General features: G+C 41.4%; 27 protein-coding genes and 4 pseudogenes. 14 read left to right on the top strand and 17 right to left on the bottom strand.

Annotated elements, in window-relative coordinates:
* Positions 1-172 precede the first annotated feature (172 nt).
* Positions 173-832 carry a PRC-barrel domain-containing protein gene (locus JCM16159_RS09215; protein ID WP_054857616.1) on the top strand — a complete coding sequence of 220 codons (660 nt, stop codon included), beginning with the start codon at positions 173-175 and terminating at the stop codon, positions 830-832.
* A 14-nt stretch (positions 833-846) separates the two neighbouring features.
* Here JCM16159_RS09215 and JCM16159_RS09210 read toward each other — a convergent pair whose 3' ends face one another.
* The 4 genes from JCM16159_RS09210 to JCM16159_RS09195 form a co-directional block, all read right to left on the bottom strand.
* Positions 847-1,059, bottom strand: coding sequence for a hypothetical protein (locus JCM16159_RS09210; protein WP_054854290.1), 213 nt, complete (start codon positions 1,057-1,059; stop codon positions 847-849).
* A 56-nt stretch (positions 1,060-1,115) separates the two neighbouring features.
* Positions 1,116-2,009: a RimK family alpha-L-glutamate ligase gene (locus tag JCM16159_RS09205; protein ID WP_054857615.1), complete on the bottom strand. Its 894-nt coding sequence runs from the start codon at positions 2,007-2,009 to the stop codon at positions 1,116-1,118.
* 81 nt (positions 2,010-2,090) lie between these two features.
* Complete coding sequence (locus tag JCM16159_RS09200) at positions 2,091-2,660, bottom strand: hypothetical protein (RefSeq protein ID WP_054857625.1); 570 nt, start codon at positions 2,658-2,660, stop codon at positions 2,091-2,093.
* Between the two features lie 16 nt (positions 2,661-2,676).
* Positions 2,677-2,892: a hypothetical protein gene (locus JCM16159_RS09195; RefSeq protein WP_054857614.1), complete on the bottom strand. Its 216-nt coding sequence runs from the start codon at positions 2,890-2,892 to the stop codon at positions 2,677-2,679.
* A 105-nt stretch (positions 2,893-2,997) separates the two neighbouring features.
* On the opposite strand from JCM16159_RS09195, the gene JCM16159_RS09190 reads away from it, so the two are divergent.
* The 5 genes from JCM16159_RS09190 to JCM16159_RS16615 all read left to right on the top strand — a co-directional run bounded on the left by JCM16159_RS09190 (position 2,998) and on the right by JCM16159_RS16615 (position 5,333).
* Positions 2,998-3,213: a hypothetical protein gene (locus JCM16159_RS09190; protein WP_054857613.1), complete on the top strand. Its 216-nt coding sequence runs from the start codon at positions 2,998-3,000 to the stop codon at positions 3,211-3,213.
* 35 nt (positions 3,214-3,248) lie between these two features.
* A complete protein-coding gene (locus JCM16159_RS09185; RefSeq protein ID WP_243666492.1) occupies positions 3,249-3,686 on the top strand; it encodes a hypothetical protein in 438 nt (145 codons plus the stop codon).
* A gap of 51 nt (positions 3,687-3,737) precedes the next feature.
* Positions 3,738-4,247 (top strand): hypothetical protein, encoded by a 510-nt coding sequence (locus JCM16159_RS09180; RefSeq protein WP_243666491.1) that lies wholly within the window; start codon positions 3,738-3,740, stop codon positions 4,245-4,247.
* A 214-nt stretch (positions 4,248-4,461) separates the two neighbouring features.
* Complete coding sequence (locus JCM16159_RS16620; protein ID WP_243666490.1) at positions 4,462-5,019, top strand: hypothetical protein; 558 nt, start codon at positions 4,462-4,464, stop codon at positions 5,017-5,019.
* A gap of 35 nt (positions 5,020-5,054) precedes the next feature.
* A complete protein-coding gene (locus tag JCM16159_RS16615; protein ID WP_243666489.1) occupies positions 5,055-5,333 on the top strand; it encodes a PfkB family carbohydrate kinase in 279 nt (92 codons plus the stop codon).
* A 55-nt stretch (positions 5,334-5,388) separates the two neighbouring features.
* Here JCM16159_RS16615 and JCM16159_RS09170 read toward each other — a convergent pair whose 3' ends face one another.
* Together JCM16159_RS09170 and JCM16159_RS09165 are read right to left on the bottom strand one after the other, a co-directional pair.
* On the bottom strand, positions 5,389-5,778 hold the full coding sequence (locus tag JCM16159_RS09170; RefSeq protein ID WP_054857612.1) for a MarR family transcriptional regulator: 390 nt from the start codon (positions 5,776-5,778) through the stop codon (positions 5,389-5,391).
* A 140-nt stretch (positions 5,779-5,918) separates the two neighbouring features.
* Positions 5,919-6,575: a hypothetical protein gene (locus JCM16159_RS09165; RefSeq protein ID WP_243666488.1), complete on the bottom strand. Its 657-nt coding sequence runs from the start codon at positions 6,573-6,575 to the stop codon at positions 5,919-5,921.
* Positions 6,576-6,628: 53 nt separating this feature from the next.
* Between JCM16159_RS09165 and JCM16159_RS16610 the strand changes: the two genes are divergently transcribed.
* From JCM16159_RS16610 to JCM16159_RS09155, 3 genes are all read left to right on the top strand, one after another.
* Complete coding sequence (locus JCM16159_RS16610) at positions 6,629-7,195, top strand: aminopeptidase P family N-terminal domain-containing protein (RefSeq protein WP_243666487.1); 567 nt, start codon at positions 6,629-6,631, stop codon at positions 7,193-7,195.
* Positions 7,177-7,737, top strand: coding sequence for a Xaa-Pro peptidase family protein (locus JCM16159_RS16605; protein WP_243666496.1), 561 nt, complete (start codon positions 7,177-7,179; stop codon positions 7,735-7,737). Before JCM16159_RS16610 ends, JCM16159_RS16605 begins: the two co-directional genes overlap by 19 nt.
* 81 nt (positions 7,738-7,818) lie before the next feature.
* Entirely contained in the window at positions 7,819-8,097 is a 279-nt protein-coding gene (locus tag JCM16159_RS09155) for a hypothetical protein (protein WP_054857611.1), read from the top strand.
* On the opposite strand, the gene JCM16159_RS09150 is transcribed toward JCM16159_RS09155, so the two are convergent.
* On the bottom strand, positions 8,050-9,753 hold the full coding sequence (locus JCM16159_RS09150; RefSeq protein ID WP_054857610.1) for an HD domain-containing protein: 1,704 nt from the start codon (positions 9,751-9,753) through the stop codon (positions 8,050-8,052). The two genes, JCM16159_RS09155 and JCM16159_RS09150, sit on opposite strands and share 48 nt — an antisense overlap.
* 54 nt (positions 9,754-9,807) lie before the next feature.
* Here JCM16159_RS09150 and JCM16159_RS09145 point away from each other — a divergent pair, with 54 nt between their 5' ends.
* Complete coding sequence (locus JCM16159_RS09145; RefSeq protein ID WP_243666486.1) at positions 9,808-10,938, top strand: NAD(P)/FAD-dependent oxidoreductase; 1,131 nt, start codon at positions 9,808-9,810, stop codon at positions 10,936-10,938.
* Between the two features lie 50 nt (positions 10,939-10,988).
* Here JCM16159_RS09145 and JCM16159_RS09140 read toward each other — a convergent pair.
* Positions 10,989-12,110 (bottom strand): annotated as a pseudogene (locus tag JCM16159_RS09140) (tyrosine--tRNA ligase).
* A 52-nt stretch (positions 12,111-12,162) separates the two neighbouring features.
* Between JCM16159_RS09140 and JCM16159_RS09135 the strand changes: the two are divergent.
* Together JCM16159_RS09135 and JCM16159_RS09130 are read left to right on the top strand one after the other, a co-directional pair.
* Entirely contained in the window at positions 12,163-12,627 is a 465-nt protein-coding gene (locus JCM16159_RS09135; RefSeq protein WP_054857609.1) for a DUF371 domain-containing protein, read from the top strand.
* A complete protein-coding gene (locus JCM16159_RS09130) occupies positions 12,581-13,312 on the top strand; it encodes a hypothetical protein (protein ID WP_054857608.1) in 732 nt (243 codons plus the stop codon). The genes JCM16159_RS09135 and JCM16159_RS09130 overlap by 47 nt, the downstream gene beginning before the upstream one ends.
* A gap of 72 nt (positions 13,313-13,384) precedes the next feature.
* Here the strand turns inward: JCM16159_RS09130 and JCM16159_RS19220 are convergent, their stop codons facing one another.
* The 5 genes and pseudogenes from JCM16159_RS19220 to JCM16159_RS09115 all read right to left on the bottom strand — a co-directional run bounded on the left by JCM16159_RS19220 (position 13,385) and on the right by JCM16159_RS09115 (position 17,560).
* The gene (locus tag JCM16159_RS19220) at positions 13,385-13,516 is read right to left on the bottom strand and encodes a hypothetical protein (RefSeq protein WP_367834424.1); all 132 of its coding nucleotides are present in this window, start codon (positions 13,514-13,516) and stop codon (positions 13,385-13,387) included.
* A 137-nt stretch (positions 13,517-13,653) separates the two neighbouring features.
* Positions 13,654-14,577: pseudogene (gene hemC / locus JCM16159_RS09125) on the bottom strand (hydroxymethylbilane synthase).
* Positions 14,578-14,661: 84 nt separating this feature from the next.
* Positions 14,662-16,401 (bottom strand): ATP-binding protein, encoded by a 1,740-nt coding sequence (locus JCM16159_RS09120; protein ID WP_243666485.1) that lies wholly within the window; start codon positions 16,399-16,401, stop codon positions 14,662-14,664.
* Positions 16,402-16,408: 7 nt separating this feature from the next.
* On the bottom strand, positions 16,409-16,909 hold the full coding sequence (locus JCM16159_RS16600) for a hypothetical protein (RefSeq protein ID WP_243666484.1): 501 nt from the start codon (positions 16,907-16,909) through the stop codon (positions 16,409-16,411).
* Positions 16,910-16,999: 90 nt separating this feature from the next.
* Complete coding sequence (locus JCM16159_RS09115) at positions 17,000-17,560, bottom strand: helix-turn-helix domain-containing protein (protein WP_054857607.1); 561 nt, start codon at positions 17,558-17,560, stop codon at positions 17,000-17,002.
* Between the two features lie 283 nt (positions 17,561-17,843).
* On the opposite strand from JCM16159_RS09115, the gene JCM16159_RS09110 reads away from it, so the two are divergent.
* Positions 17,844-18,644 (top strand): isoaspartyl peptidase/L-asparaginase, encoded by an 801-nt coding sequence (locus tag JCM16159_RS09110; protein ID WP_243666483.1) that lies wholly within the window; start codon positions 17,844-17,846, stop codon positions 18,642-18,644.
* On the opposite strand, the gene JCM16159_RS09105 is transcribed toward JCM16159_RS09110, so the two are convergent.
* Together JCM16159_RS09105 and JCM16159_RS09100 are read right to left on the bottom strand one after the other, a co-directional pair.
* Positions 18,607-19,944 (bottom strand): amidohydrolase, encoded by a 1,338-nt coding sequence (locus tag JCM16159_RS09105; RefSeq protein ID WP_054857606.1) that lies wholly within the window; start codon positions 19,942-19,944, stop codon positions 18,607-18,609. The two genes, JCM16159_RS09110 and JCM16159_RS09105, sit on opposite strands and share 38 nt — an antisense overlap.
* A 24-nt stretch (positions 19,945-19,968) precedes the next feature.
* Positions 19,969-20,665: pseudogene (locus JCM16159_RS09100) on the bottom strand (diphthine--ammonia ligase).
* Positions 20,666-20,815: 150 nt separating this feature from the next.
* Between JCM16159_RS09100 and JCM16159_RS09095 the strand changes: the two are divergent.
* A complete protein-coding gene (locus JCM16159_RS09095; RefSeq protein ID WP_054854275.1) occupies positions 20,816-21,058 on the top strand; it encodes a hypothetical protein in 243 nt (80 codons plus the stop codon).
* A gap of 498 nt (positions 21,059-21,556) precedes the next feature.
* Here the strand turns inward: JCM16159_RS09095 and JCM16159_RS09085 are convergent, their stop codons facing one another.
* Together JCM16159_RS09085 and JCM16159_RS09080 are read right to left on the bottom strand one after the other, a co-directional pair.
* The gene (locus JCM16159_RS09085; RefSeq protein ID WP_054857605.1) at positions 21,557-22,486 is read right to left on the bottom strand and encodes a malate dehydrogenase; all 930 of its coding nucleotides are present in this window, start codon (positions 22,484-22,486) and stop codon (positions 21,557-21,559) included.
* A 129-nt stretch (positions 22,487-22,615) separates the two neighbouring features.
* Positions 22,616-23,700 (bottom strand): annotated as a pseudogene (locus tag JCM16159_RS09080) (L-threonylcarbamoyladenylate synthase).
* Positions 23,701-23,726: the final 26 nt, after the last annotated feature.

Here is a 23,726-nt window from a genome sequence, read left to right as displayed (position 1 = left end):
AAAAACAAGGATTTATACTTAGAATTAATATTAGTTTAAGTCTTTGTAATATGTACGTCTACCATTACTCATTAAATGGCTTTACTAGGTCAAGGCTAACTGTAATACCTATTCGAATACGCGTATTTTACCAAATAATACATATTTATATTGATGCCTGATCATCCTAACGATGGTATTTAAATTCTTCAGTTCAGCGAAATCGGCAGAGAAGAGGTTTAGGAGATATGTTGGTAAACCTGTTGTTACTAATGATGGTAAAGTAATTGGTACCGTTATAAGTATAAAATTGAGTAGGAGTGATTTGAGACCGGTCTCTATAACTGTTAGGTTAGGTGATGGAAGTACCAGGGAGTTTAATGTTAATGATGTCAATGCAACATTCACAGCAGATAAGGTGGTGTTTCAGAAATTTAGTGATGAGTATTCAAGCCTCGTTAATATGTATAGGAACGAGGTAAATAGTATTAGGGAAAGACTTAGGGATATCATGGATAAACTAAACAAACTCAGCGACCTACTTCTTCAGGGTGGTATTAAGGAGGACTTGTATAGGGATATTAGGGAGAGACTTGAGAAGGAGAGGGTTAAGTGGATTAGGCAGTGTAATGATAAGATTGGCGCAATAAATGATACGCTCTCTGAGATTGATAGGAAGATCAGCGACGCGGAGAGAAGGAAGAGCGAGTTAATGATTAAGCAAGTGGTTGGTGATTTAGGAGATGATGAGAAAAATGAATTGGCAGGACTTGATGAGTTACTTAACCAGTTAAGGAAGGTTAGGTCCGAATTACTCTCCTTAAGAATGGAATTAGAAAAAGAATGCTATTAAAGGCATTTTAACCTTCATAGTGACTTATACTTAAACGATAGTGCTTTCTCGAATGGTACGAACTCATTTGTATCATCATCATAGTAACCAAGCACCGTATGTTCAGTATTTCTTCTACACCTTTCACAGTAAATGTATAATTTACTGCCTAGGTTCGTTAGATCATAACCCACGTTAAATACTGACTCGATACCGCATCTATCACACTTAATCAACCACCTGGTCATAACCTAAGAACCCTAGCTTAAACTCTGGAAAAATAAATCTTATGCAAAGTATAAACCTAGGTCTTTAATCTCCTCATCATGGAAAGCACGAGAGCCTTTGCTGGGTTTTTGCCCGTGACAGCTGTTAACTCAGCCCAATCCGGTGAGCCGTTTACCTCGAAGATCACATAGCCATCCCTACCCTCACCAATATCAACACCACCATAGACCAGGTCAAGGGCCTCCACGGACTTCACGGCCAACTCCATGACCGTCTTATCAACATTAATGCAGGGCTTACCGATGGCTCCCTGGGCAACGTTAGTTTTCCATTGACCCATTGGGGCAACCCTAATCATACAACCAAAGACCTCCCCATCAATTACCATAACCCTAATATCACGGTTAGGCTTCTCTATGTACTTCTGTAGGTATATTGGCTTCTTAAATGTGAGCAGTGTCCTCATTACTTGAAACGCTATATCTGCATCGCTAATTTTCACGGCGCCATAACCCCTTGATCCCTGCAGCGGTTTAATTACCACGTCCCTCATGCTCTTAGCCATCTCGTACGCGTACAGTATATCCTCAGTGCCTATTGTATCAGGCACAGGTAAGCCCTTGCTCTTCAGTATCACCGTTGTCTCAAGCTTATTCCTAGTCCTCAGTAGCCCATCTAATGGATTGATAACCACGGTACCACTCTCCTCAATTAACCTCATGGTTATCATCCTCCTGAATAATGTCTCAACGTCAATGAGAACCCCGAGACTTCTAAGGAAGACTCCATCAACCTTAAACGGCCTATCCCTGATCACCGTGAGAGGACCATCCTTATCGACCTTAACCGATATTCGTGAAATGGGCACATACATGGCATTTAGACCTGAATCCCTAGCATAGATTATTAAGTCCCTGCTTGGCCTGTCCGGTATTGGCGAATCGCCTATTATAACGACTGAATTGGGCATACACCGTGCCCAACCTAAATTAATTTATAAGTCTTATAGCGTAGAAACATGTACGTAACATTTTACTAATTTTTACTTAACCTAAACCGGAGGCGATGGAGGTGGTGGGGGTGGTGGAGGTTGGCGCCTTCTCATTCTACGTGGTGAGTACTTCCTCCTTATTTCATTAATCATTGTGAGAGCTAGGAAAGTAAGTACTAATGAAATCAATAGAAGTACTATCGATATTACTAACGAGAATGTGCCGGGGAGTAACGGCCCTATCATGCCGGCAAGGCCGACGTACGATTGGTAAATGACGTATATACCGATTACTGATACCAACGCTATTAAAATTAGGACTAGGCTTATCGTGATTATTGAGGGCAGCCCAAGAAACTCTCTCCTATTTAAGCTCGCCCTGGCCATGTATACCATGAAACCTCCAACTATAGCCATTATTGATGATGCAGCCGTAAGTCCAGTAACAGCATTCAATCCGGGAAATGTAAGTACTTGATCGTATTTCACTGCTATTGCCGATGGTAAGTCACCTGACAGGAAATTAACCGCTATCATGATCATGATCACTGAGAACAATGATGCTATCACCGATATGAACATGAACATTGAAGACCTCTCAATCAGCCTTTGTACATCATTTGAATACATAACCCAAGCACCCAAGTCACTGTAGATATATGTACTGTCTTATCCTAACCTTGCAGTTGGGGCATGTTAACGATCTCTCAATTAACTTAACCTTATGCCTACTATCCTCCCTAACCCACTCACCATCAACAACCATAACAGACCCACAACTTGGGCATTTATTAACGTAAGGATTCAAGCTGTAATACGGTATTGACGATAACATACCCCTAATGTCCCTTTGTGGGATCATTTAGATCGTATAACCAATAAGTAACTAATTAATAAATGTTTAAGAATAAATAGGACCAATAGGGCAGCGAAGCATTAAAATACTTATTAAAGTCCTCATGAAATAATGAGTAACGATTTAAAGTTACCTGAAATACCCGCTGAGTTAAGGCCTGTACTGGAGGTTGTTCATGAAGGTAATGCACCTCATATAAGGTGTAAGTACAGGGGCAAGGATGGTAAGGAGTGCGGAGCCTTATTCTTTAGTTTAAGTGACGCAGTAAGGCACTTGACAACGCATGATAGCAAATATAGGAGATTTTTGATTAACATTAACACGTAATACATTTAAATCCTAGTACCTCTACATAGGGAAACATGACTATGACAAGGCAAGTATCATTAAGTGAATTATTAAGCATTGTCAATAATGTAGAGAACTTCGAGGTTGTCGATTATCAGGGCGATTCAATAGTTATTGATGAGGTTAAGGGAATCGTTAAGATAAGGGATGAGGAGACAAAGAAGGAACTTAGTGAATTACGTAAGAGGAGCCCAAGGGGTAAGCCAACGCCTAAGCAAATATCAACAACGGTGGAGGCTGTTAGGAAGCTTGCTGAGAATAAGGTTAAGTTTAAGGTGGTCTTTGGACCCAAGGAGGTCATTATTAGGTTTGACCTTGATCACTACATTAGGCTTAGTGACAAGGATGTTAGGGTGATAGGGTTCTCAAGTAGGAATGAGGGCGTCTTAGGTTTGGTGGCAGACATTCTCGAGAAGTACGGACCACTCATTTTCCTTAAGAAGGTTAAATAATACTGTTGAATTTTGAGTTTTAGGCTATTAAATGCGTGGTGATTAATGGCTGTGCTACCTAAGTTTTTAATAATGAGGAAACATCCAATATTACCGCTTAGATTAAACAATGATGTGCTCTGCATTATACATAGGGATAATTATATTGACTTCATTACACCATGTAATGAAGCCGGTAACTACATAATGCTGATTCCCTATCAAGGCTCTTACATAGAGACCAAGCCAGTCGAACCCATTGTTTGGAGCAACCTATCAAGTATTGAAGTCTATGCACTACTAAGGGGCGAATTAGCGCTCTATGAGTTAAGTATTAGGGATGGCAAGGTGTCATACATAAGGTATCGCGTTAACGAGGAATTTCTCAGGGGTGTTAGTTTTCATGGAAACGCCTCGAACGAGTTATTAAGTGTTGTTGATGCTATACTGAGGAATTACATAAAGTCTAGTTTCATGATTTACACGGCTTACTTAAGACTCATTACAAATGGCAATGTTAAGTTCCTGGGTATAGGGAGTATATTAGGGGTAGGGTTAGGATATATAGTAATGATGGCTTAATAATAGTTAGGGAGAATAGTGGTGATGAGGCCAGAGTATCGTTAGTATCTACAATAGAGGGCATTGGCAATTTCACAAACGTCATAATGTCATTAATACGATCCTCAAGGGTCATAAATGAGACTAGGTTTGGTAGGATAGGGCACTCCATTAAGATGCTACTTGATGTCTTCATCCCTAATAATTTATTAGCTGCTGTTAAAAACGGTGTGTAATGCTCGGAGTGATAGGCCACGCATCCATTGATATAATAAGGAGGGGTTCATTGATTAGGAAATCACCTGGTGGTGCGCCAACGTACTGTTCATTTTACCTGAGTCAATTAGGTATTAACTTATTACCTATTACACTGGTTGGTAAGGACTTTAATGAATACCTAGTTGATTATAAAGAAAGGGGTATAATTACTGATAGAGTTAAGGTACTGAATAGTTGCAATAGCACATCATATGAGATAACTTATTACGATAATACAAGAAAACTAAGGTTATTACATAAATGCAGCGATTTCTCCAGGAATGATCTACACGATCTACCTGATACTGTTGTCGTAAACCCAATAGCTAGGGAAATCGACCTAGATACCCTTCAATATATAAAGGAGGGAGTTGAATTCGTGGGTGTTGATTTACAGGGGTTTACCAGGGTATTTGATGAACATAATTATGTGAGTTCAAGCATTAGCATTAAAGACGTCATAAAGATAATCGAGCATGCAGACGTAATTAAAGCAAGTATAGATGATGTACCCATGGATGGTTCAATACCATAGCTGATAAGTATCCAAATAAGGTTATCGTAATCACCATGGGCGCTGATGGGTCGATATTACTGCATAATGGCCATAAACTTCGTATCTCAGCAAATGGTATTGTTAGCGTTAGGGACCCCACAGGGGCGGGTGATGTAATGACCTGCGCATTAACGTACATGCTCAGTAGGGGTGAGGACCTTGAGTGGTCATTCATTTTCTCAAATGCCGCCGCAATCGCTAAGACAATGGGTGAGGGGCCTTATGGGGTCATAGGTAATGACATAATAAGTGATATCGCTAATAAGCTATTCTCGCGACTTATCAAGACCTGATTTACTGATTATGTCACCTACGTAGTCGATATCCGTTACCTGAACATAACTGAACCTACCAACTTCTAACGGTTACTAGCCCCTTATCATGTAATCTCCTGATAATCCTGGAAACGGTACTCTTAGGAAGCCCTAACTCCCTGGCTATCTCTGCCTGGTATGCATCGCCACCCCTGTTCAATAGGTATGATAGGACCCTCACTTCGTCTTCATTCACATTTATTGATTCACTATAATTCACAATGTCTCTCTTATTCCTACTTATAGTATCAAACTCCAGTTGGCTGATCGTAGTGGAGGATTCACTGGTTTTGGTGTTTTCTGACTCCTTATCTATTGGCTTCTTTGATTCCTTAAATATTTGGTATATGAATGATGATAAGATTACAAATTGAATGAGGGCCACGGAAACTATTAAGTAATAATTATTCGTTATTAATGCCATACAAGTCACTAAAGACAACGTGCTTATTTATAAATTAAACTAGTTCCTTGAATGAAAACATACAGATTGAGCTATATCTAAGCAATTCTAGGAACAAGATTTTTCTACGTCATTTATCATTTCATCTATTTTTGAGGCTATTAGGTTAGTATTCCAAGGCTTGGAAATTCACCGATCAAGTGAGCTACGCCAAGGTCCTCATAAACTATTTGGGCACTAAACCCCTTATTGACTAGGGAATCAACTATGCACTTTAATGTCGTTATTGCCCTAATTAATACATCAACCTTCACTCTACCTAACTCGAGCTGACGGTGCTCAAGCTCCACAGTCACCCTAATAATGCCGACCTTAGTGTCATAAACCTTAAACATACTTGCTGATTCCTCGCTTAAATCAAGTATCCAATTCCTTGATACCAATTCATAGTTTATTTCAGACCTTAATAAGGGGTTATTGGAGTAGCTCAATAATTCGATTAGCAGTGTAACTAGCGAGTCAACGTAGGTACTCACAGCGTGTAGATCATCGTATAACTCAGCCTCTGGGCTTGGGTATAGCATTACGATGTTATTATCCTGGACATAATCTATGGTAAACTTAAAATGAGGCGTTAATATCGTGAGTAGGGATACCTCAATCTCATTCATAGGCTTTATTGATATGAACCTCAACTTGTACTTATTAATGGCCTTGTCGTACACGACCCTCGTCTCAATGGTCTTCCCAAATACTGAGTACCTATTCACATACGTAGTCATCAACACATCCTCAGACTCCGCGCTCCAGCTAATCATTAATATTGAATAAAGAGAAGTAATTTAAAAATGTATTAGCTTTCATCAATATCGTGGGTTTAATCAAGTATCGTGTAAAGAAAGTGCTAGGTCTATTTGATGAGTTGAGTCTCGATTTAATTATTATTGTGAATGAACCAAACCTTCAGTACTTTACAGGTATTGACAGCGGCTTAATGTTTATTATCAATAGGTCAATGGATGCGACATTAATAGTTCCAAGACTTGATTTTCAGAGAGTTCAGGAGCTAGTTAATGGGGAGATAACACTCATTGGCTACTCAACCATTGAGATACCGCAAAGAATACAAGGTGAGAGATTATTTGTGTCTAAGGGCCTTGGTGATTATCTGCTTAAGGAGGTTGGTCTTAAACCCAACAATATTGTTGGTATCGATAACCCAGACTCACCAGTGGCTAAGGAACTTAATTCCATTGGCGTTAAGATTGTGAGTATCAACGATTACATATTAAGGATAAGGGAGGTTAAGGATGACTATGAGATTAAGTTTATTGAGGAGGCTACACGAATAACCGAGGAAGCTCTCGATAACGTACTGAAGAATGGACTGGAGGTAGAAGGGAGAGGGACGTGGCTGCAATGCTGTACCAGGGAATGATAAGCAGGGGCGCTGAAGACGTGGCGTTTAGGCCTATTGTTGCCTCAGGACCAAATGGTGCGTATCCACATCATGTATTTACTGATAGGGTGATAAGGAGGGGTGAATTAGTGACTATAGACGTAGGTGCTCGATATAGCCTTTATTGCACAGACATGACTAGAACTGTTGCGGTGGGGCCGGTAAACGGCAAACTAAAGGATATGGCCGTAGCCGTGCTTGAGGCTTTTAGGAAGGCCTCTAGCTCCGTTAGACCGGGCGTTAAGGCTAAGGAGATAGATTTAATTGCGAGGAGTGTTCTTTCAGAGTACGGCTTTGACTCATACTACATACACAGTACTGGTCATGGCGTTGGTATTGAGGTTCACGAGAGACCGGCCATAGGTCCTTCTAATGATGAAGAACTGAAACCTTACGAAGTAGTAACCGTCGAGCCAGGGGTATATATTAAGGGTATTGGCGGTGTCAGGATCGAGGACACGATATTAATTACTGAAGCAGGCTCAAGGCCTATAAGCAAGTATCCTGTGGATTTATTCTAATGTAAATCAAAAGTTTTGGTCTGCACAGAAGTAATGTTTTAATCATTAGCTTAATAAGTGGGTTATCATTTATTGGTATTGATGATGCCTCGAGAGATTCCAAACCCATTAATTCTTAAGTTAATGGTTATTAAGGAGCTTCATAAACTAGGTGATATAAGCATTAATGAATTCCCCGAGTTTATATCCAAAATAACTCAACACCTAAACAATATGGGTCACTCAATAAATCTCGATGACGTGATTTACCTGCTCGATGTTATAAAGATCAGTAATGGTAGGGTATCGTTAAGTAATGAGGGCCTTCATTACCTACGGGCTATTGAAATACTTACTAATAATGTTACCGAAACTCCTTAATGCATCATGCATAGCCTTTATAACCAAAACCCTAAGGTGATTTAGGACCATGCTTATGTCAATACCTTGACAAGCACTGCTCAGCCTTTCAGTATCTACAAATACGAATACGTGTGGCGATCTTTTCCAAGCATCTGTCACGGATGCGGCTAATGGGGATATATCATTAATACTGACCAAGGTGTTTCCATGAATTATGTTAAGCCTTGCCTCCGGTTCAAATGTCCTAAATCCTATTATTACCAAGGACTCGAGATCGCCATCAGCTAAGTTTACTAAGCATTCAAGTGATGATTCATTAATACCTCTCCTTAACTCCTCATAGAATACCTGGAGTACTTTATCCTTAATCTCAACCTTACTTAGTAGGTATGGGAATACGTCATTTATTAATGCAAGTTCAATACCCTGCTTATTAATGATATTTATGAAGTCGAAGTCCCTTTTCCATAGCGCCTTAAATGTCGTACTTCTCGTTATCAATGGGTCTAGGTACTTGGATATACCACGTATCTTACTAATGAGGTACTGTCTATTTCTCATTAGAATAGACAATAAATAGTCATCTATCACGTACATGATGTCATAACCCTTTAAGTAGCCGATTGAGAAACGGTATAGCTGGCATAGGTAATTCCTAATATCGTCATTAAGCTCGTCGTAATGCCTTAATAATTCGTTTAATAAGTTCCTGGCCAATGTATTAAATAAAACAACCTTATGATGCAGGTATACCAACTTGTAAATGTTGAAGCGTGTAATTATGAAGCCCTCCAGGTTAGCCCTGGCCTTCTCGTCAAAAGCTAGTAAATAATCCCTACCGCTCTTAACAATTTTCATGTTATCAAGAATCCTTTCAACATCACTAATACTGATTACGGAGCCAATACTAGCCCCCGTTAGGTAGGAGTCCCTAAGTACATATTCAATCCTGTCAGCATCAAGATCTCCCGTTATTAAACCTCTCAGAATATTAAGTGGTCTTGATTCATCACTAAGAGACCTAAGGAATGCATCATCTTCATGGCCAATAACTTCTACGTATTGCGGTAGTATGTCCGCAATCTTACCTATTATGTCACCATGTAATAACGCCTTTATTATACGCAAGTCAATGTTCGGTATCGTCTCCTTAAGTACATGCCTAAACTCATCATTATTCGTGAGTATGAAGTAGGTTATTAACTCATGCTCCTTAAAGGGCCCCTTAAAGACCTTACCCAGCATTTCCTCGTTGATACTACTGCTACAATTCCTTATCAATGGGTCAATACCCTGACCAAGAACGCCCTCAAATACGTGGGAAAAGGGTAAATGACCTAGGTCATGCAGTAGTGCGGCTATTCTCATGTGCATTATTAAATCATCCTCGGTGTCAAGGCCCATAGACTTACCAAGGCTAATTAGTAGTTCCTTAACATCGCTAGACCTTAGCATTTTCTCGAGCATTAAAGTCACTATTTGAAGTGTACCTAGTGAATGCTCAAATCTGCTATGGTGCGCTGATGGATAAACCATGAATGTTAAGCCAAGTTGATGTATATATCGCAGCCTTTGCACATACCTGCAGGAATCAATAAACCTAGCCTCCTCATTAGTTAGCCTAATCCAACCAAGCGTTGGATCCGCAATAACCTTGGTATAGTTAAGTGTCATTTAAATCAAGGAACTAAAATATTAATTTTAATTTCTCCATCCAGGTTAGTTGAAATGGGCAAAAGTGATGCCGTAATAATTGGCGCAGGACCCAGTGGACTTTACCTAGCCCGTGAATTGAGTAAGGTTATGAACATAACGATTTTTGAGGAGGATAAAATGCTCGGTGTACCACCCCACTGCACAGGTCTTGTTAATATCAACTCACTGGAGACGCTCGGTATATCGCCTCCTATTGTAAGTACTTACCGATACATAAGGATAACGGACTTGGGCGGTAATAGCATAACTTTCGACTTCAGGAGGGGGGCCATAGCAATGCTTGACAGACCAGGTCTTGAGCATTACCTCGCCGATGAGTTGGGTAGTGCCACGTTATTGCTAGGTGAAAGGGTTATTGAGTTAGGTAATGGGGTTATTAGAACTAAATCGCGGGAGGAGACATTTAACTTGGCCGTGATTGCCGAGGGCGCCGGCCTAACATTGACGAGGAATGTTATTCCATGGAACCCAAACTATGTTTATGGTGTACAAACCGATACGAAGTCATTCGCAGAAAATAAGTTAATGCCAAGGAGCGATGATGAGATTGTGGTTATTTTTGATAGGAAATTGCTTGAGCACTACTTCGCCTGGATTGTACCGAAGGGTTCCCACGAGTTTAGGATTGGTTTAGCTGATGAAGCAAACGTATGGGCTAAATTCACCGAGCTACTAAAGGTTATCAATGCTGAGCACTTAAAGCCATTTGGAGGCAAGATCGTGATTGGCGGATCTCCAGATCATGTTGCTGCGGGTAATGTAGCAGTTATAGGCGATGCTGGGGGCTTTGTTAAGCCAATGACTGGGGGTGGGATAATAATGGGAATGCTAAGCGCAAGGCTGCTTGCCGATAGCATGATCAATGCCTTAAGGGAGAGACTCTCTATAAGTGATTCATTGGTTATTTATGATACTGTATTTAGGAGGTATGTCAGGGAGAGGATAAAAGCACTAAGCTCGGCGTCGTATATTCTACATATGATGATGAATAAGAGCTTAGGCGAAGTATTGCAATCAATGAGTGGAACGAGGATTGATGTTGAGGATTACGATAACCACATTGATGCGATATTAAAAGCCGCATTGAGAAGGCCTTGGTCGTTTATTAGGCGGTTTTCGCCGTTATTAATGAATTATCGTTAATCGAACCAAACTCGATTAACAGGTTAATTAAGGAAGTTATGAGGTAATCCTTACCTAGTCACCTTTATTATACCACTCATCTCCTCTATCAACTTGACGCCTTGCCCCTCCTGGAACCACTTAATTATTGGCTCAAGGTACTTAACAACCTCTTCAGCAACGGCATTCTTAAGGTCCAGTGGGTGTATCTTACCCTCGCTATATGCTTTAATCAATTCGTCAAATGTCCAAAACTCCAGCCTACCGCCACCGTATTGCTGCGGTCTCTCAATAATGAACGGCTTATCCCTACGTTCCCTGAACGAGAACAGGTGCGCTAACTCAATCACTGGGTTCGTCTGAGTCTCCTTAGGTGGCAATAAGCCTTAAGTATTTTTTTGGCGAATTGTCTCAGCGCTGTCATGTAGGAATATTGCCGTGTCTGGTAATGACTTACTCATCTTCATCTCACTCAACTCCTCCTTGGACTCCTTGCCCGTGATATTTAGCAGGTATTAGGCTGTGGAATAGGGCTATTGGCTTCACCTTCTCATTATTGAGTGTCAATGGGTAAAACCTAACCTTCAGTGCAACCTCCCTGGCGAGTACGTAGGCCTTCCTCTGGTCAATACCGCCATGCGCAATGTGGGACCCAATCACGAAGACGTCAGCCACCTGAAGCAACGGGTAAACGAGCCATGACATGGGTATTGACTCACCCATTTTCCTACCGAGTATCGTCAGGCTATGCCTAATATCGGCTAGGTTAGTCATCCTGGCTAGGTCGAGTATTAGGTACCAGTACTCATCATTATTGTGATACAGGTCACTTGCCATGTAGAACCTCACATTGTCAGGGTCGCCGCCGAGCAGCTCAACGACTTTCTTAAACGTCTCCACGTAGTACCTATTCGCGACCCTCCTAATTAGTTCAAGGTCGCCGCCAAGTTTATTATTGAGCCATGAGTGTATGTCGGCGAGTAGTATGGAAACCTCAATACCAGCCTCTGCAGGTCAACAACCTTTGATAGGCTTACAATGCCCGTGCCAATGTGTATGTAACCGCTTATCTCAAAGCCTATGTAATGCTTCAACTTAACCCCGGTCTCGAGGTACTGCCTTAATTCATCAACCGTGAGCACTTCCTCCGTTGGATACCTGGTTATTAATGACAATCTCTCCTCAATATCCATTGCTAATACCATAGAAATTAAGATAATTAAGCTTTATTGATATAGTATTTACGTGGTTAAGATAGTCGTTGACGAAATAAGGGCTTGGGGCCACGTTAATGTCAGGGCTAGGCATAGAACCACCATAGAGGTTACTAAAGATGATTACCTAACACCCAGGGGCGATTGCATAATCGGTATTAAAGCTAATAAGGGCTTATTGGACATAAGTCCCGAGCTCAAAGAAGTCATAAGGAAGGATGGGTCTATCGTAATAGCAATATTCGTGGTCGATGACTACTTTGATTACGTTATTGGCATGGGCTCATCACGGCTAACCCTAAGTAATGGCAGCAAGTTAATCATTAGAAGGAGTGGTTACGTTGATGATGCAACACTTATGATTAGGGCGAATAAGGCAGCCATTGACCTCGATAGAAGACTCATAGATAGATTAAAGAAGGAGAGTCCCCTGACAGTTTATATTATAGGTGTTGACCTTGGGCAGGATAGAACAGCTGAAGGCGATGGCACTTAGGAAATTGATCCATGTAACGTTATCCGTATTCCTAATCATCCCATTCATAGTTAATTTGGAGACCTATGGTATATCAACTACCTTGTACTTCACATTGATTGTCCTAGGCGTTTCCGTGATATACGTTATACAGGTTAAGAGACCGATAATCACGGTGGTCCTATTAGACGCACTAACAAGCGCTAGAAGATCGATACTGCAGCAAGTCATTAAATCGCCAATAGGCTCCGCAATACCAATAGATACCTTGGATGATGGACTAATGAGACTTGAGAAGACCGTAAAGGAATTACTTGAGAGTGTCGAGAGGGATTACGAGAGGAGGGGTGGTTACCTGGGCATTTTAATGGGTGCCATTGGGGTATTGATTAGTCAATTATTGACTGGTAATTACGTCATTTACGGAATAATATCGGTAATAGTCTACGACACTATGAGTGCAATTGGCGGTGTACTCCTTGGTAGGGTTAGGCTCCCCTTCAGTAATGCCACCATGGAAGGCGCATTGGTGGGCATGGCATCGCTGGCCATAGTACTATTCCTATTCACGAATCAATTGATCAATTCCCTAGCAATAACCGTGGTCGCCGCATTGGCGGAGGCTTATGGAATGGAGGATAACCTTGCAATACCGGTAACTACGTCTTTAATGGCCATGGCTCTTAGGTTACCCATAATCGCTTAATGACGCACACCACCAGCCTACGCCTACTCAAGACCCTACAGGGCTTGTCCTCATCCTGCTAAACCCTACTCCTCATGACCTCATTTCAAGGCTTATTAAAGGCCAGGTAATCAAGCGACCATCCAGGGCCCACTTACTAACGAATGCACCATACTTAATTTGCCCAGTTGTCTCCCTCATTAGTCCCTTGGTCTTATCAATCACATACCTAGTACCCAGGTTAAATTGACTGCGCTAACTAGGGTAAAGTGACCCTTAAGATACGTGAATTCCCTTCCTCAAAAATCGCCTTGATAGGTTATTAGCTCGCCAGAATACGGTGAAACCCAGGTTCCTCGCCATTAGGATCCAGCGGCCTCACTTCCACTCCACCGCCTCAGTAGCTCACGCGCTGCATTTATCCCGAGTTCCTCAGGGTTCGCCGATGAACCACTTAACTTAACAATAATCTTCCTCTCCCCATTCAAATCAGCCATACCAGCAATGAACTCCATACTATCCCTCTCATAAATCGCTATGCCGCCAACAGGTACGTGGCAGCCCCCACCAATAGCCCTTAGGAACGCCCTCTCAGCCAACGCCTCAGCTGGCCTTAGGATCGCTAGCCCTATTCAAGAGATCTATTAGGTCCGTGTCCTTTTCACGGGCAACTACCGCTATTATGCCCTGTCCAGGCGCTGGCGGTAATAGGTCAAGGGATATGCGGGTATACTTAATGTTAAGTTGGTCTATGTTATTCATTAACCTCGTAAGTCCGGCCTCCGCAATCACAATAGCATCATAATCACCTTTGATTAACTTATTAATTCGCGTATCGACATTACCCCTAATCACACTTATTGATAAGTCCCTCCTAACGTTAAGAAGAAATGCCCTGCGCCTAACACTTGACGTGCCCACTAGCCCCACTAGGCAATGCCGTCAGATCGCTTGGGTAATCACCTTTGACAACCAATACGTCATATGGCGGGTCCCTATGCGAGAAACCTGCAACTATAAGACCTGGGCTAATCTCACTGGGTAGGTCCTTGAGACTGTGTACGGCTATGTCAGCCTTATTCATCAGCAACGCCAGGTTAACCTCCTTCTCAAAAATCCCCTTTACGCCAATGCGTATAGTGTTTATCCTGAATAACATCACCTGTCGTCCTCACAACAATTATGTCAAACTGTACCTCAGGCTCAACTCTTCTTATCATATTCATCACGATCTCCGTCTGTATTAGCGATAATCTACTGCCCCTCGTTGCAATCCTAATTCTCATTACGTGATAATGCCGATAAACACAATTATTTAAACACTAATGACTGAGTAAAGTCCTGGTACTTCCTAAAAACGTCCTCACAAATTATGCTCGCACCATCCCAGAGGATGTGTAAAGCCTTATTTTCTCTATTGCCTCAACAGCAGGGCATGTTTTAATTATACCTCTAATTATTTCCTGGTCTCTATTATTACTAACCTTAAGCTTGTTTTGAATAATCTCATTAACGTAGCCGTCAGGTGCTGGTAACACGGGTATTACAACGTCGATACTCTTCTTAATGAAGTTAGGATCTAAGGCCCATGGGTTACTACTCTCAAATACAATAACTAAGTGCTTGGCCTTTGCTATATTTAGGAGCCTTGTTATATGGTTTAAATCCTCATTAATGGCCTTGTCAAGGTTTGGTACATGAATCACCGCATTATCAGTAATGGAGATACTTGGGTCTTTATAATTAATTATTTGCACACCTAGGTGCTTGGCTACATGATTTATCAACGCGGTCTTTCCCGACCTAGGCGGGCCTATTATTAGTATTGATGTTATGTACCTAAGCCCGAGGTTACTCATCATATCTCTCAATCTAATAGAGGAATCAATATAATCAATTAACTTGGATTTTACATTCATGTCTATTAAATCTACGGGATCTAACGTAATAACCACATTGCCGCTAACGCCCTTACCCTTTGCCTTGGTTTTTTCCTTCACTGCTTCCTTCTTTTCCGTAGGCACTTGCGGCTTAGGTGACTCGGCAGACTTCTCCTCCCTGGCGATGACCTCCTTCGGCTGTAAGAGATTGGCTGTTGCCCCAGTACCTTTACCCGTACCTAATTCACCGTCTACCTTGGCTAATTTTGTACCGCTTTCGGTACCCACAATTGATTGGCTAATTCCTTGACTATCCCTGCCTACATTATTACTGGGGGTACTTACGTTAATAGGCCTAGCAGTGTCACTTTGCTCAGTTTTACCCTCTTCAATGAACTTAGTCTGTATCTGCCTTGACTCAACGCCCTGAGGCACGCTGTAGTTTACGACCTCAATACCGTACTTCCTCAATCTATTTAGGGCATTACTATTGCCATTTATTATCAATGCGTATAGCTTAGTTTGCTTATTATGCTCAATTAACTTAGTTATTAGGTCCTTACTTACCTCATTGGGGATCAATACAAGTAATGATCTCTCATTGGTCCTAGTGAACCAGTTAATATCATCAGATAATTCGTTAAAATCACCCTTAATTATGAAACCCTTAGCCCTAATTACTCCAAACAGTACCTTGGCGATTATCTCTATCTTATCCTGAGGTAACGATGCATTTAATGCGACTATCCCGGTCTTGGTTAGGGTATTCGCCACCGTGTTAACGAGGTCGATGTCATCCTTAGGCAGTTTCTTTGCCCAATAACTATACTCAATAATCATCGACGCATCAGTCACCGGTATTATCATCGGTGGTTTCTTATTTGCACGTGGTATAGCCTGGGATCCGGCGCCAAGCCTTATTTGGGCGATATCAAGCACGTAGGTTCCAAGTCCAATAATAAGTGAACCAACAATGATTAAGGGTGTTATTGTGTAATTCCATGTACCGTCAATTAATGGTATGTAGAGTAGAGATGCTGTTATTAACTGTGGTAATATATTCATAATAGCTTGGTGCACCTCCGTGTTCATTGACCAATTCATGCTTAATCTTGGTAAGTATTTACCTATTAAGGTAGGTACCGCAATTATTATTACGAATACCAGGTAAAGCACCGCATCACTTAATTCCTTAAACACGGCAGACAAGTCCCCTGGAGATACAGACATAAGTTGTTCAATGCCCTGGACAAGGCTTAAATTCGTTACATGAAACATTGTTATGGGGGTCCATAAAATGCCTTGATACGCGGCGCCAATTACGTATAGTAATGATAATAGTGAAAAAAATAATAATGGACCTAATGCTATATCCCTTTACTGACGGTGCTATTGAAAGAGGTATTGATAACCAGTAAAATGGCGTGAAGAGTAGGGTCCATGATATTACGGCTATGTCATTAATGATGCCGGCCTCAGTTATTAAGTAGGTAAGCAGTAGTAATGGTATTAATAGTATTAACGAACGACTTAAGGTGGTTATAAATGCCAATATTACATACGTTATTATAATAGCCGTTACCACACCATACCTCTTAAAAGCCGATAACGCAGCTACCAGGATTAATAATATCATAAATATGTAAGGCGATATTATTGGGAAGACTAGGTACAACACCGTAGTCGTGATAATATCCATTAAAGTATAAAGTATACTCGTTAGTACGTTCTGTTTCACAAAATGAAGTTAAAAATACCTTTTATAAACCATTTTCTCAATATTAATTGAAAGAAAAGAAATAAAACCAGGAAAAAGCAAAAATGAAGGTTAGGTGCTATGTATTGACTTGATCACGTCAATCCATGGATTGTCTCGTATGAATTCAGGCAACGAATCATCACTAGGTTGCTTATCATTAGTACTAATGACATAATCCTGCCCCTTCTCAAAATTAGGAAGGCAACTATTATCTCTATTTTTCTTCTCTAATTCCTCAACCTTCTCAATAAGCTTACCTATTAATTCCTTAAGGGATTTCAACTCCTTAATTAATTCACCTTGATAAGTGTCTTCATATAAGAAATCATTCTTAGATTGAGGCACTGGTAATCCTGAAATAATTGAAAGACTTACGTTAAATATACCACCATAATTACTCAATACATATGGACTATCACTTACCTGAGGACTATTACTCATTTGCCTATCATTACCTACTTGGTTTAATGATTGATCTACGTTTTTCGTGAAAGCCCTGTATTTAGATATTGCCTTGTACACGGTGTTTACGGATATGCCAAGCTTCTGTGCTATTTCTTTAGGTTTCAATCCCTCATTAAAGTAAAGCTTAGCAGCTAATTCCTCGGTCTTCGTTAATTTACTCGACATACATTATTGGTTATTGACCTTAACTAAAAATCAGTTTATGTTCCTAAATTAATGAATTACTCATATAATACTTGATAATATACAATAAATACCATGATAAACAATATAAACACTCATTACTGCATGGACTGATGAGTATTAAAGCCACGATAGCAGTACATGGCGGCGCAGGAGGGCTCAGCTACTTTACCAATGAGGAACATAGACGAAGATATTTAAGCGGTTTATCAAATGCAGTAAATGCAGGACTAGAAGCGGCCAAAAAAAAGGTAATGCCTTGGATATGGTTGTCGAGGCAGTCACCGTCATGGAATTCGACGGATCCTACGACGCCGGCAGAGGCTCCGTGTTGAACCTATATGGTGAGGTTGAACAAGACGCCGGTGTAATGTGGGGTAAGGACCTAAGTGTTGGGGCTGTGGCATCTGTCAAGCACGTGATAAACACTATAAGACTCGCCAGGCTTGTCATGGAGAGGACCGACCACGTATTAATAACCGGAGACGGAGCTGAGGAATTGGCTAAGCAATTCGGTCTTTGGGTGCCATCAACGGAGTTAATTAACGAAATTAAAATTAATAGGTACAAATCCCTTATTAGGAACTTACGTTCGCGATACGAGAAGAACGCGGACCTCGCCAGGAAATTAGGCTTACTAGGTACGGTTGGCGCTGTTGCGATTGATAGGGACGGCAATCTAGCCGCTGCAACGTCCACGGGGGGTACAATACTTAAGTGGCCCGGCAGAGTAGGTGACTCACCATTAGCAGGTGCAGGTTACTGGGCTGAGAATAACGTATGTGCTGTATCGGCCACGGGCATTGGGGAGTTCATAATTAGAGCCATGGCGTCGTTTAGGGTGGCTACGTTAGTTAGGAGCGGCGTTAGAATTAATGATGCTGTTAGGCAGGTTGTTGATTACGTTACCAAGTTATTTGGTCCAGGTAATATTGGGTTGATTGCGATTGATAGCTCTGGTAATGTGGCGTCAGCGTTCAATACGGAGGTCATGGGTAGGGCATGGAGTAGGGAGGGCATGGGTAAGGTCATTGTAGCCCACTTACCAAGTGACCCATTTCCATGAGCCAGGCTTTATATGTCATAAAAAATTTCTTAATAAAGTCATTAAGTCTCTCTCCAATACTCCTCGCCCGCTCCTTTAATGCCCAGTAATCCCTGGACTTGTCATAAATCACCTTACCATTAACAATAACCATATCCACGTCCGAACCATCAGCCGAATAAACGATGTTCGATAATACATTATCATTTCTAATTGGTTGAAGTCTTGGGCTACTTAAATCAAGTAGTACTAAATCCGCCACACAACCATTGCTTATACAACCACCCCTAATACCTAGTAACCTATATCCATTAAGGGTTGCTGCCTTAAATGCATGCATGGCCTTTATACTTACATCCCAATATGAGTGCCTTTGAAGTAGTACTGCCATTTTCATTTCTCTAAACATATCAAGCGAGTTATTGCTGGCAGGCCCATCAGTACCTAACGTCACTATGACACCCGCGTCCATTAACTCCCTCATTGGGAAGTGACCCGCAGTGGCTAACTTCATGTTCGATGTCGGTGCATGAACCACACGTGCATTAGCTCTGGCTATGATACTCAACTCCCAGTTAGTGACCCAACCTAAATGAACGAGGTGGGACTTGTTGGATACTAGACCCAGTGAGTTTAAATATTCCACAGGAAACATACCGTACCTTTTCCTAACCTCGTAAACCTCATCCCTTGTTTCAGACACGTGTATCTGCATTGGCAAGTTAAGCTCATTGCTTAACTCCTTAATTCTCAGTAACGTGCCCTTACTCACTGCATAGATACTATGGACATTGATTATTGGCTTTATCAATTGCGAATAACCATATTTACTCATGAAATTCCTTAATTCATTCTCAACTAACGTAGGATTTACCAACGTATCTATGAATGTAGGACCTAGGGCAGCCCTTAACCCATATTTTAACACGACATCCGCTGTTGCATCTGGGTAGAGGTACATGTCTATGAACGCCGTTGTGCCATTCATGATCATTTCGATGATCGACAACTCACTACTAAGGGTAATAATATCCCTGGGCAACTCACGCTCCACACTCCACATCCTACCAAGCCACGTCATTAACTCGGCATCGTCATAGAAACCTCTCAACAGGGACATCGGCGTGTGCGTATGGGCATTAACAAGTCCAGGCATTGCTACATGGCCAGAACAATCAATCCTTTCGAACCCACCCCCATTTATGGTACCAATGTTTACTATTAATCCATCATCGATCGCTATATCCACATTATTGAGTATCCTTAATTCATCATTGACCCATGTTAATACAAAATCACAATTCCTAAGTAAATAGCCCATGCTAAGGTCATTAATCTCGCGCTATTACTCAACTAAAACCTTTGGTTCTAAATGCAAGGACCTAATTACGTAAATCCATGAGTATTGGTCCAACTTACGAACCTCGCCATCATCAATAACTATTCTCTCCCTAAATAACGGTGCATCAACAACGAATGTCTCCCCCTCACCACCCTCCAGTGCAGGATTGAAACCGTACTTTAACGCAGCGCCTATTAGCTCCTCAATATCACTAAGCGTTAATACCTTACCAAGTAACCTGGGGCTTATACATGGTGCTTATCGATGTTAATACGAACCTAAAACCATGGCTATATAAATCCCTTAAATAATTAACCTGGCTTTTTCTCCATAATGGTGAATAAACCCTTAAGTTTAGTTCGTGGGCGATGATATTAATCATCATCCTCTGATAATCGGATAATAAAGCCCCCGTCACTATGCCATTAATCCCAAATTCGCTCTTAACACTTTCAAAGGCATTTTTCAAGTCCTCAAGCTCGAGGTCTTTAACACCGCTAGTGTCGTGAATAACCTGGGGAATACCCAGGGCTTTTGCTTGGTATCTCGTCCACTCGACATTTGGGTAATGAAACATCCAAGAATCAACGCGGTAAGGCCTTAACGTGAGTAGGCAAGCAACATCGAAGCCCTTAAGCACGGCCCAGTGCAGGGCGTAGGTTGAGTCCTTACCACCCGAAAACAAGGAACAAACTCTCATTGCTAATGCATTTCAAAGATTGGTAATTTAAAACACTAATTGGGCCATACCACAATGGGATTATGAACAACCATTGAAGGCCAGTAAAGGCTTAGTATTCGTAACCCGTAAATAGTAATGTTTTTAATTCACTAACTAGCGCTCAAGCCGATGAGTGGCGAAGGAGAAGAGTGGCAGTTCCCCGAGGACTGGGAGTACTCTGGCGGTGTACCAGAAAGAATGTTAAGAATTAGGGCTAAGTGCCCATACTGCGGCCATGTATTTGAAGTCGAGATGGGTGAGTCCTGGTATAACATGGGTATTTCAATAACCTGTCCCAAATGCGGTAAGCAATTCTCAATAAGCATGTATGGCGAAGTCGTTGGTGAAGTTAAGAAGGGCGCGAAGAAGTGATGATTAAATTAGTAATGGTTTATCGATACCTTAGTAATGAGGAATATGGAATGCATTGAGGATCTGCTTAATGCAGTAATGACCTTTTACTCGGTGGCGGTTATTGAACATTACATGATTTTCTTACTAATAATTAGGGCAAGGAGTGTAAACGATGTGCATGACCAATTACTAAATGCGGTAAGGGACCACCTAGATAAGGAGGATAGAATGCTAGATAACATGTTAAGATTGAAGGATTGCGTGGATGGTAATACTTCACTCTTACTTAATGGTTTTATAAAAAAATGTGAAAGATGGCATCGCATTGGTTAATGATCCTGAGTTCATAAGTAATTATATTAATGATCCTGAAACGGCTATAAAAACCCTCATTAAGTACATGCTATATCATGAGGAACTATTATCGAGTATTATTAATGCACTGCGGGAGAACATTAGAAAATTTATGAACAACTTAGCTTAATTTTTATTAATTTAATCATAAAGTTGGGGCACTTATGATAAGAACTGTGGAGGTACTTGCGCCAGGTTCTTCTTTATTGCCTCAACACTTGCTAGGAACTTCTTTCTCTGCTCGTCATTAAGTTTCAGCTCTATTATCTTCTCAACACCATTCTTACCAAGTACAACGGGAACCTCCGCAAAAACATCCCTTACGCCATATTCGCCATCTAGATATACCGAGGCTTCAAATACCCTCTTCCTATCCTTCTTTATTGAGTCGACCATTAACGACAAACCAGCCGCTGGACCCCAATTGCTGCTGAAGCCCCTTAAGTTGGTTATTTCCGCACCAGCTTGTATTGTCTTCTTTACTATTTCGTCGTACTGCTCCTTGGTTATAAACTCAGTGAGTGGCTTGCCGTACACAAACGATGCCTCTGGCACTGGGTACATGTTCTCGCCGTGTTGCCCAAGGACGACTGGTATTATTGATTCAGGCGCTATACCAATTAATTGAGAGGCGTAATAGGCCATCCTGTTTGAGTCTAGCACACCGCTGAAGCCAATGACCCTATTCCTTGGGAAGCCCAGTTTCTTGTAGAGTACATAAACCATTGCATCAAGTGGGTTTGTGGTAATTATGACTATTGAATTCGGTGCGTACCTCCTGATCTGCTCAGCCACCGAGGCCACTATCTCTGCGTTCTTGGCTGCTAACTCCTCCCTAGTCATTCCAGGTTTTCTAGCGAGACCTGCAGTAACTATTACAATGTCACTACCCTCCATGTCCTTGTAGTCATTGCTGCCCTTGAACCTGACAGACTTACCGAGTATGGCAGCCGCATGGTTTAAGTCAACAGCCTCACCCTGAGGCAAATTCTTTATTACATCTATTAGTGTGATCTCGTTGTCTAGCTCGAAGAACATTAGGAAGGCAGCCGTTGTTGCGCCAACACGCCCGCTACCTATTATCGTGATCATCTAATTCACCCATTACTGGCATTAATGACGCATTTTTAACTTTAATCTATTCACAATGTATCATTGAAAATAGACATTATTGAAACGCCATTGTTTATTTGTGAAAATCAATGCCGAGTCACTTATTGACTACATTTTACATTTAACTATGGAAAATCCTGACGCCTTCCTTAACCTATTCATTACGGCCAACCCAATACCCCTATCCTCAATGCCCTCGGCAATGCCCAGATCCACATTCAACTTATCAAGGCTTCTTAATGAATCAAAGAGTGATGATGCTATTGTGTACGGATTCTCCCTATAACCTATTATTATTATTGGTAATTCATTGATCTCGGAGTACTTCATCAATTCATTTGCTGTTTCTTTAGTTATTAGTAATGCTATTTTCAATTTCTTATTTAAATAATCAATAATGGTATCGCGTAATAACATAATCAATGACCCATAATCCTCGCACTCAACAACTATTAATCGTGTATGTGGCGCGTAATGCCTATACTTTGTGCCTGGTGCCAAGGCGGCATCAGCCTCACCTAGACCCCTCGCAAATTCTGGAATCACTACATCGGTATTAAATAACGATCTTAATTCCTCAACAGTGAATGGACCTGGTCTTAGCAATACAGGTGGGTTTCTCGTCATGTCCACTATCGTAGATTCAACACCAAAGAATGTAGGTCCTGCATCGAGAAGCATCATTTCGATATCATTATCACCGGCGTAGTCTCAATTACGTGTTCGGCCAACGTAGGACTTGGTCTACCCGACTTATTAGCACTTGGCGCGGCTATAGGCGTTCCAGACGACCTAATTAACGCAAGTGCAACAGGATGTGCAGGTGACCTCACGGCGACTGTATTACGGCCACCAGTGATCTCCTTGGGCACATCGGGTGATTTAGGTAGAATTAACGTTAAGGGACCTGGCCAAGCCCTCCTAACCACTCGTAACACAATATCTGGGATATTGACGGCAACCCTGTAAAGTTCACTTAGATCTGCTATGTGAACAATGAGTGGGTTATCTGGCGGCCTTCCTTTGGCCTTGAAAATTCTTAAGCATGCATCACCATTAAAGGTATCAGCGCCTAAACCGTAAACAGTCTCCGTCGGAAACGCCACCAAATGCCCACGCTTAATATATTCGCTAGCCTCCCTAATTATGGTCTCATCAGGATTTAATGGATCTACTTTACGTACTTTAAGCACCATGCTTACCCATGCTTAACGCTTAT

Source organism: Vulcanisaeta sp. JCM 16159, from assembly GCF_001316265.1.
In the GTDB taxonomy this organism is placed as follows: Archaea; Thermoproteota; Thermoprotei; order Thermoproteales; family Thermocladiaceae; genus Vulcanisaeta.
The sequence above is the reverse complement of the archived record's forward strand: the minus strand, read 5'-3'. Positions and strand labels throughout refer to the sequence as shown.

What these genes read in the sequence shown, in the direction of transcription:
- JCM16159_RS16605 (WP_243666496.1), top strand. Translation starts at nt 7,177, where the DNA reads ATGCTGTACCAGGGAATGATAAGCAGGGGCGCTGAAGACGTGGCGTTT.
- JCM16159_RS09120 (WP_243666485.1), bottom strand. Translation starts at nt 16,401, where the DNA reads ATGTCTGTATCTCCAGGGGACTTGTCTGCCGTGTTTAAGGAATTAAGT.
- JCM16159_RS16620 (WP_243666490.1), top strand. Translation starts at nt 4,462, where the DNA reads ATGCTCGGAGTGATAGGCCACGCATCCATTGATATAATAAGGAGGGGT.
- JCM16159_RS09095 (WP_054854275.1), top strand. Translation starts at nt 20,816, where the DNA reads ATGAGTGGCGAAGGAGAAGAGTGGCAGTTCCCCGAGGACTGGGAGTAC.
- JCM16159_RS09190 (WP_054857613.1), top strand. Translation starts at nt 2,998, where the DNA reads ATGAGTAACGATTTAAAGTTACCTGAAATACCCGCTGAGTTAAGGCCT.
- JCM16159_RS09210 (WP_054854290.1), bottom strand. Translation starts at nt 1,059, where the DNA reads ATGACCAGGTGGTTGATTAAGTGTGATAGATGCGGTATCGAGTCAGTA.
- JCM16159_RS09085 (WP_054857605.1), bottom strand. Translation starts at nt 22,486, where the DNA reads ATGATCACGATAATAGGTAGCGGGCGTGTTGGCGCAACAACGGCTGCC.
- JCM16159_RS09145 (WP_243666486.1), top strand. Translation starts at nt 9,808, where the DNA reads ATGGGCAAAAGTGATGCCGTAATAATTGGCGCAGGACCCAGTGGACTT.
- JCM16159_RS09205 (WP_054857615.1), bottom strand. Translation starts at nt 2,009, where the DNA reads ATGCCCAATTCAGTCGTTATAATAGGCGATTCGCCAATACCGGACAGG.
- JCM16159_RS09185 (WP_243666492.1), top strand. Translation starts at nt 3,249, where the DNA reads ATGACTATGACAAGGCAAGTATCATTAAGTGAATTATTAAGCATTGTC.
- JCM16159_RS09200 (WP_054857625.1), bottom strand. Translation starts at nt 2,660, where the DNA reads ATGTATTCAAATGATGTACAAAGGCTGATTGAGAGGTCTTCAATGTTC.
- JCM16159_RS09195 (WP_054857614.1), bottom strand. Translation starts at nt 2,892, where the DNA reads ATGATCCCACAAAGGGACATTAGGGGTATGTTATCGTCAATACCGTAT.
- JCM16159_RS16615 (WP_243666489.1), top strand. Translation starts at nt 5,055, where the DNA reads ATGGGCGCTGATGGGTCGATATTACTGCATAATGGCCATAAACTTCGT.
- JCM16159_RS09150 (WP_054857610.1), bottom strand. Translation starts at nt 9,753, where the DNA reads ATGACACTTAACTATACCAAGGTTATTGCGGATCCAACGCTTGGTTGG.
- JCM16159_RS09170 (WP_054857612.1), bottom strand. Translation starts at nt 5,778, where the DNA reads ATGGCATTAATAACGAATAATTATTACTTAATAGTTTCCGTGGCCCTC.
- JCM16159_RS09115 (WP_054857607.1), bottom strand. Translation starts at nt 17,560, where the DNA reads ATGTCGAGTAAATTAACGAAGACCGAGGAATTAGCTGCTAAGCTTTAC.
- JCM16159_RS09215 (WP_054857616.1), top strand. Translation starts at nt 173, where the DNA reads ATGGTATTTAAATTCTTCAGTTCAGCGAAATCGGCAGAGAAGAGGTTT.
- JCM16159_RS09155 (WP_054857611.1), top strand. Translation starts at nt 7,819, where the DNA reads ATGATGCCTCGAGAGATTCCAAACCCATTAATTCTTAAGTTAATGGTT.
- JCM16159_RS09110 (WP_243666483.1), top strand. Translation starts at nt 17,844, where the DNA reads ATGGTTGTCGAGGCAGTCACCGTCATGGAATTCGACGGATCCTACGAC.
- JCM16159_RS09165 (WP_243666488.1), bottom strand. Translation starts at nt 6,575, where the DNA reads ATGATTAGCTGGAGCGCGGAGTCTGAGGATGTGTTGATGACTACGTAT.
- JCM16159_RS09105 (WP_054857606.1), bottom strand. Translation starts at nt 19,944, where the DNA reads ATGGGCTATTTACTTAGGAATTGTGATTTTGTATTAACATGGGTCAAT.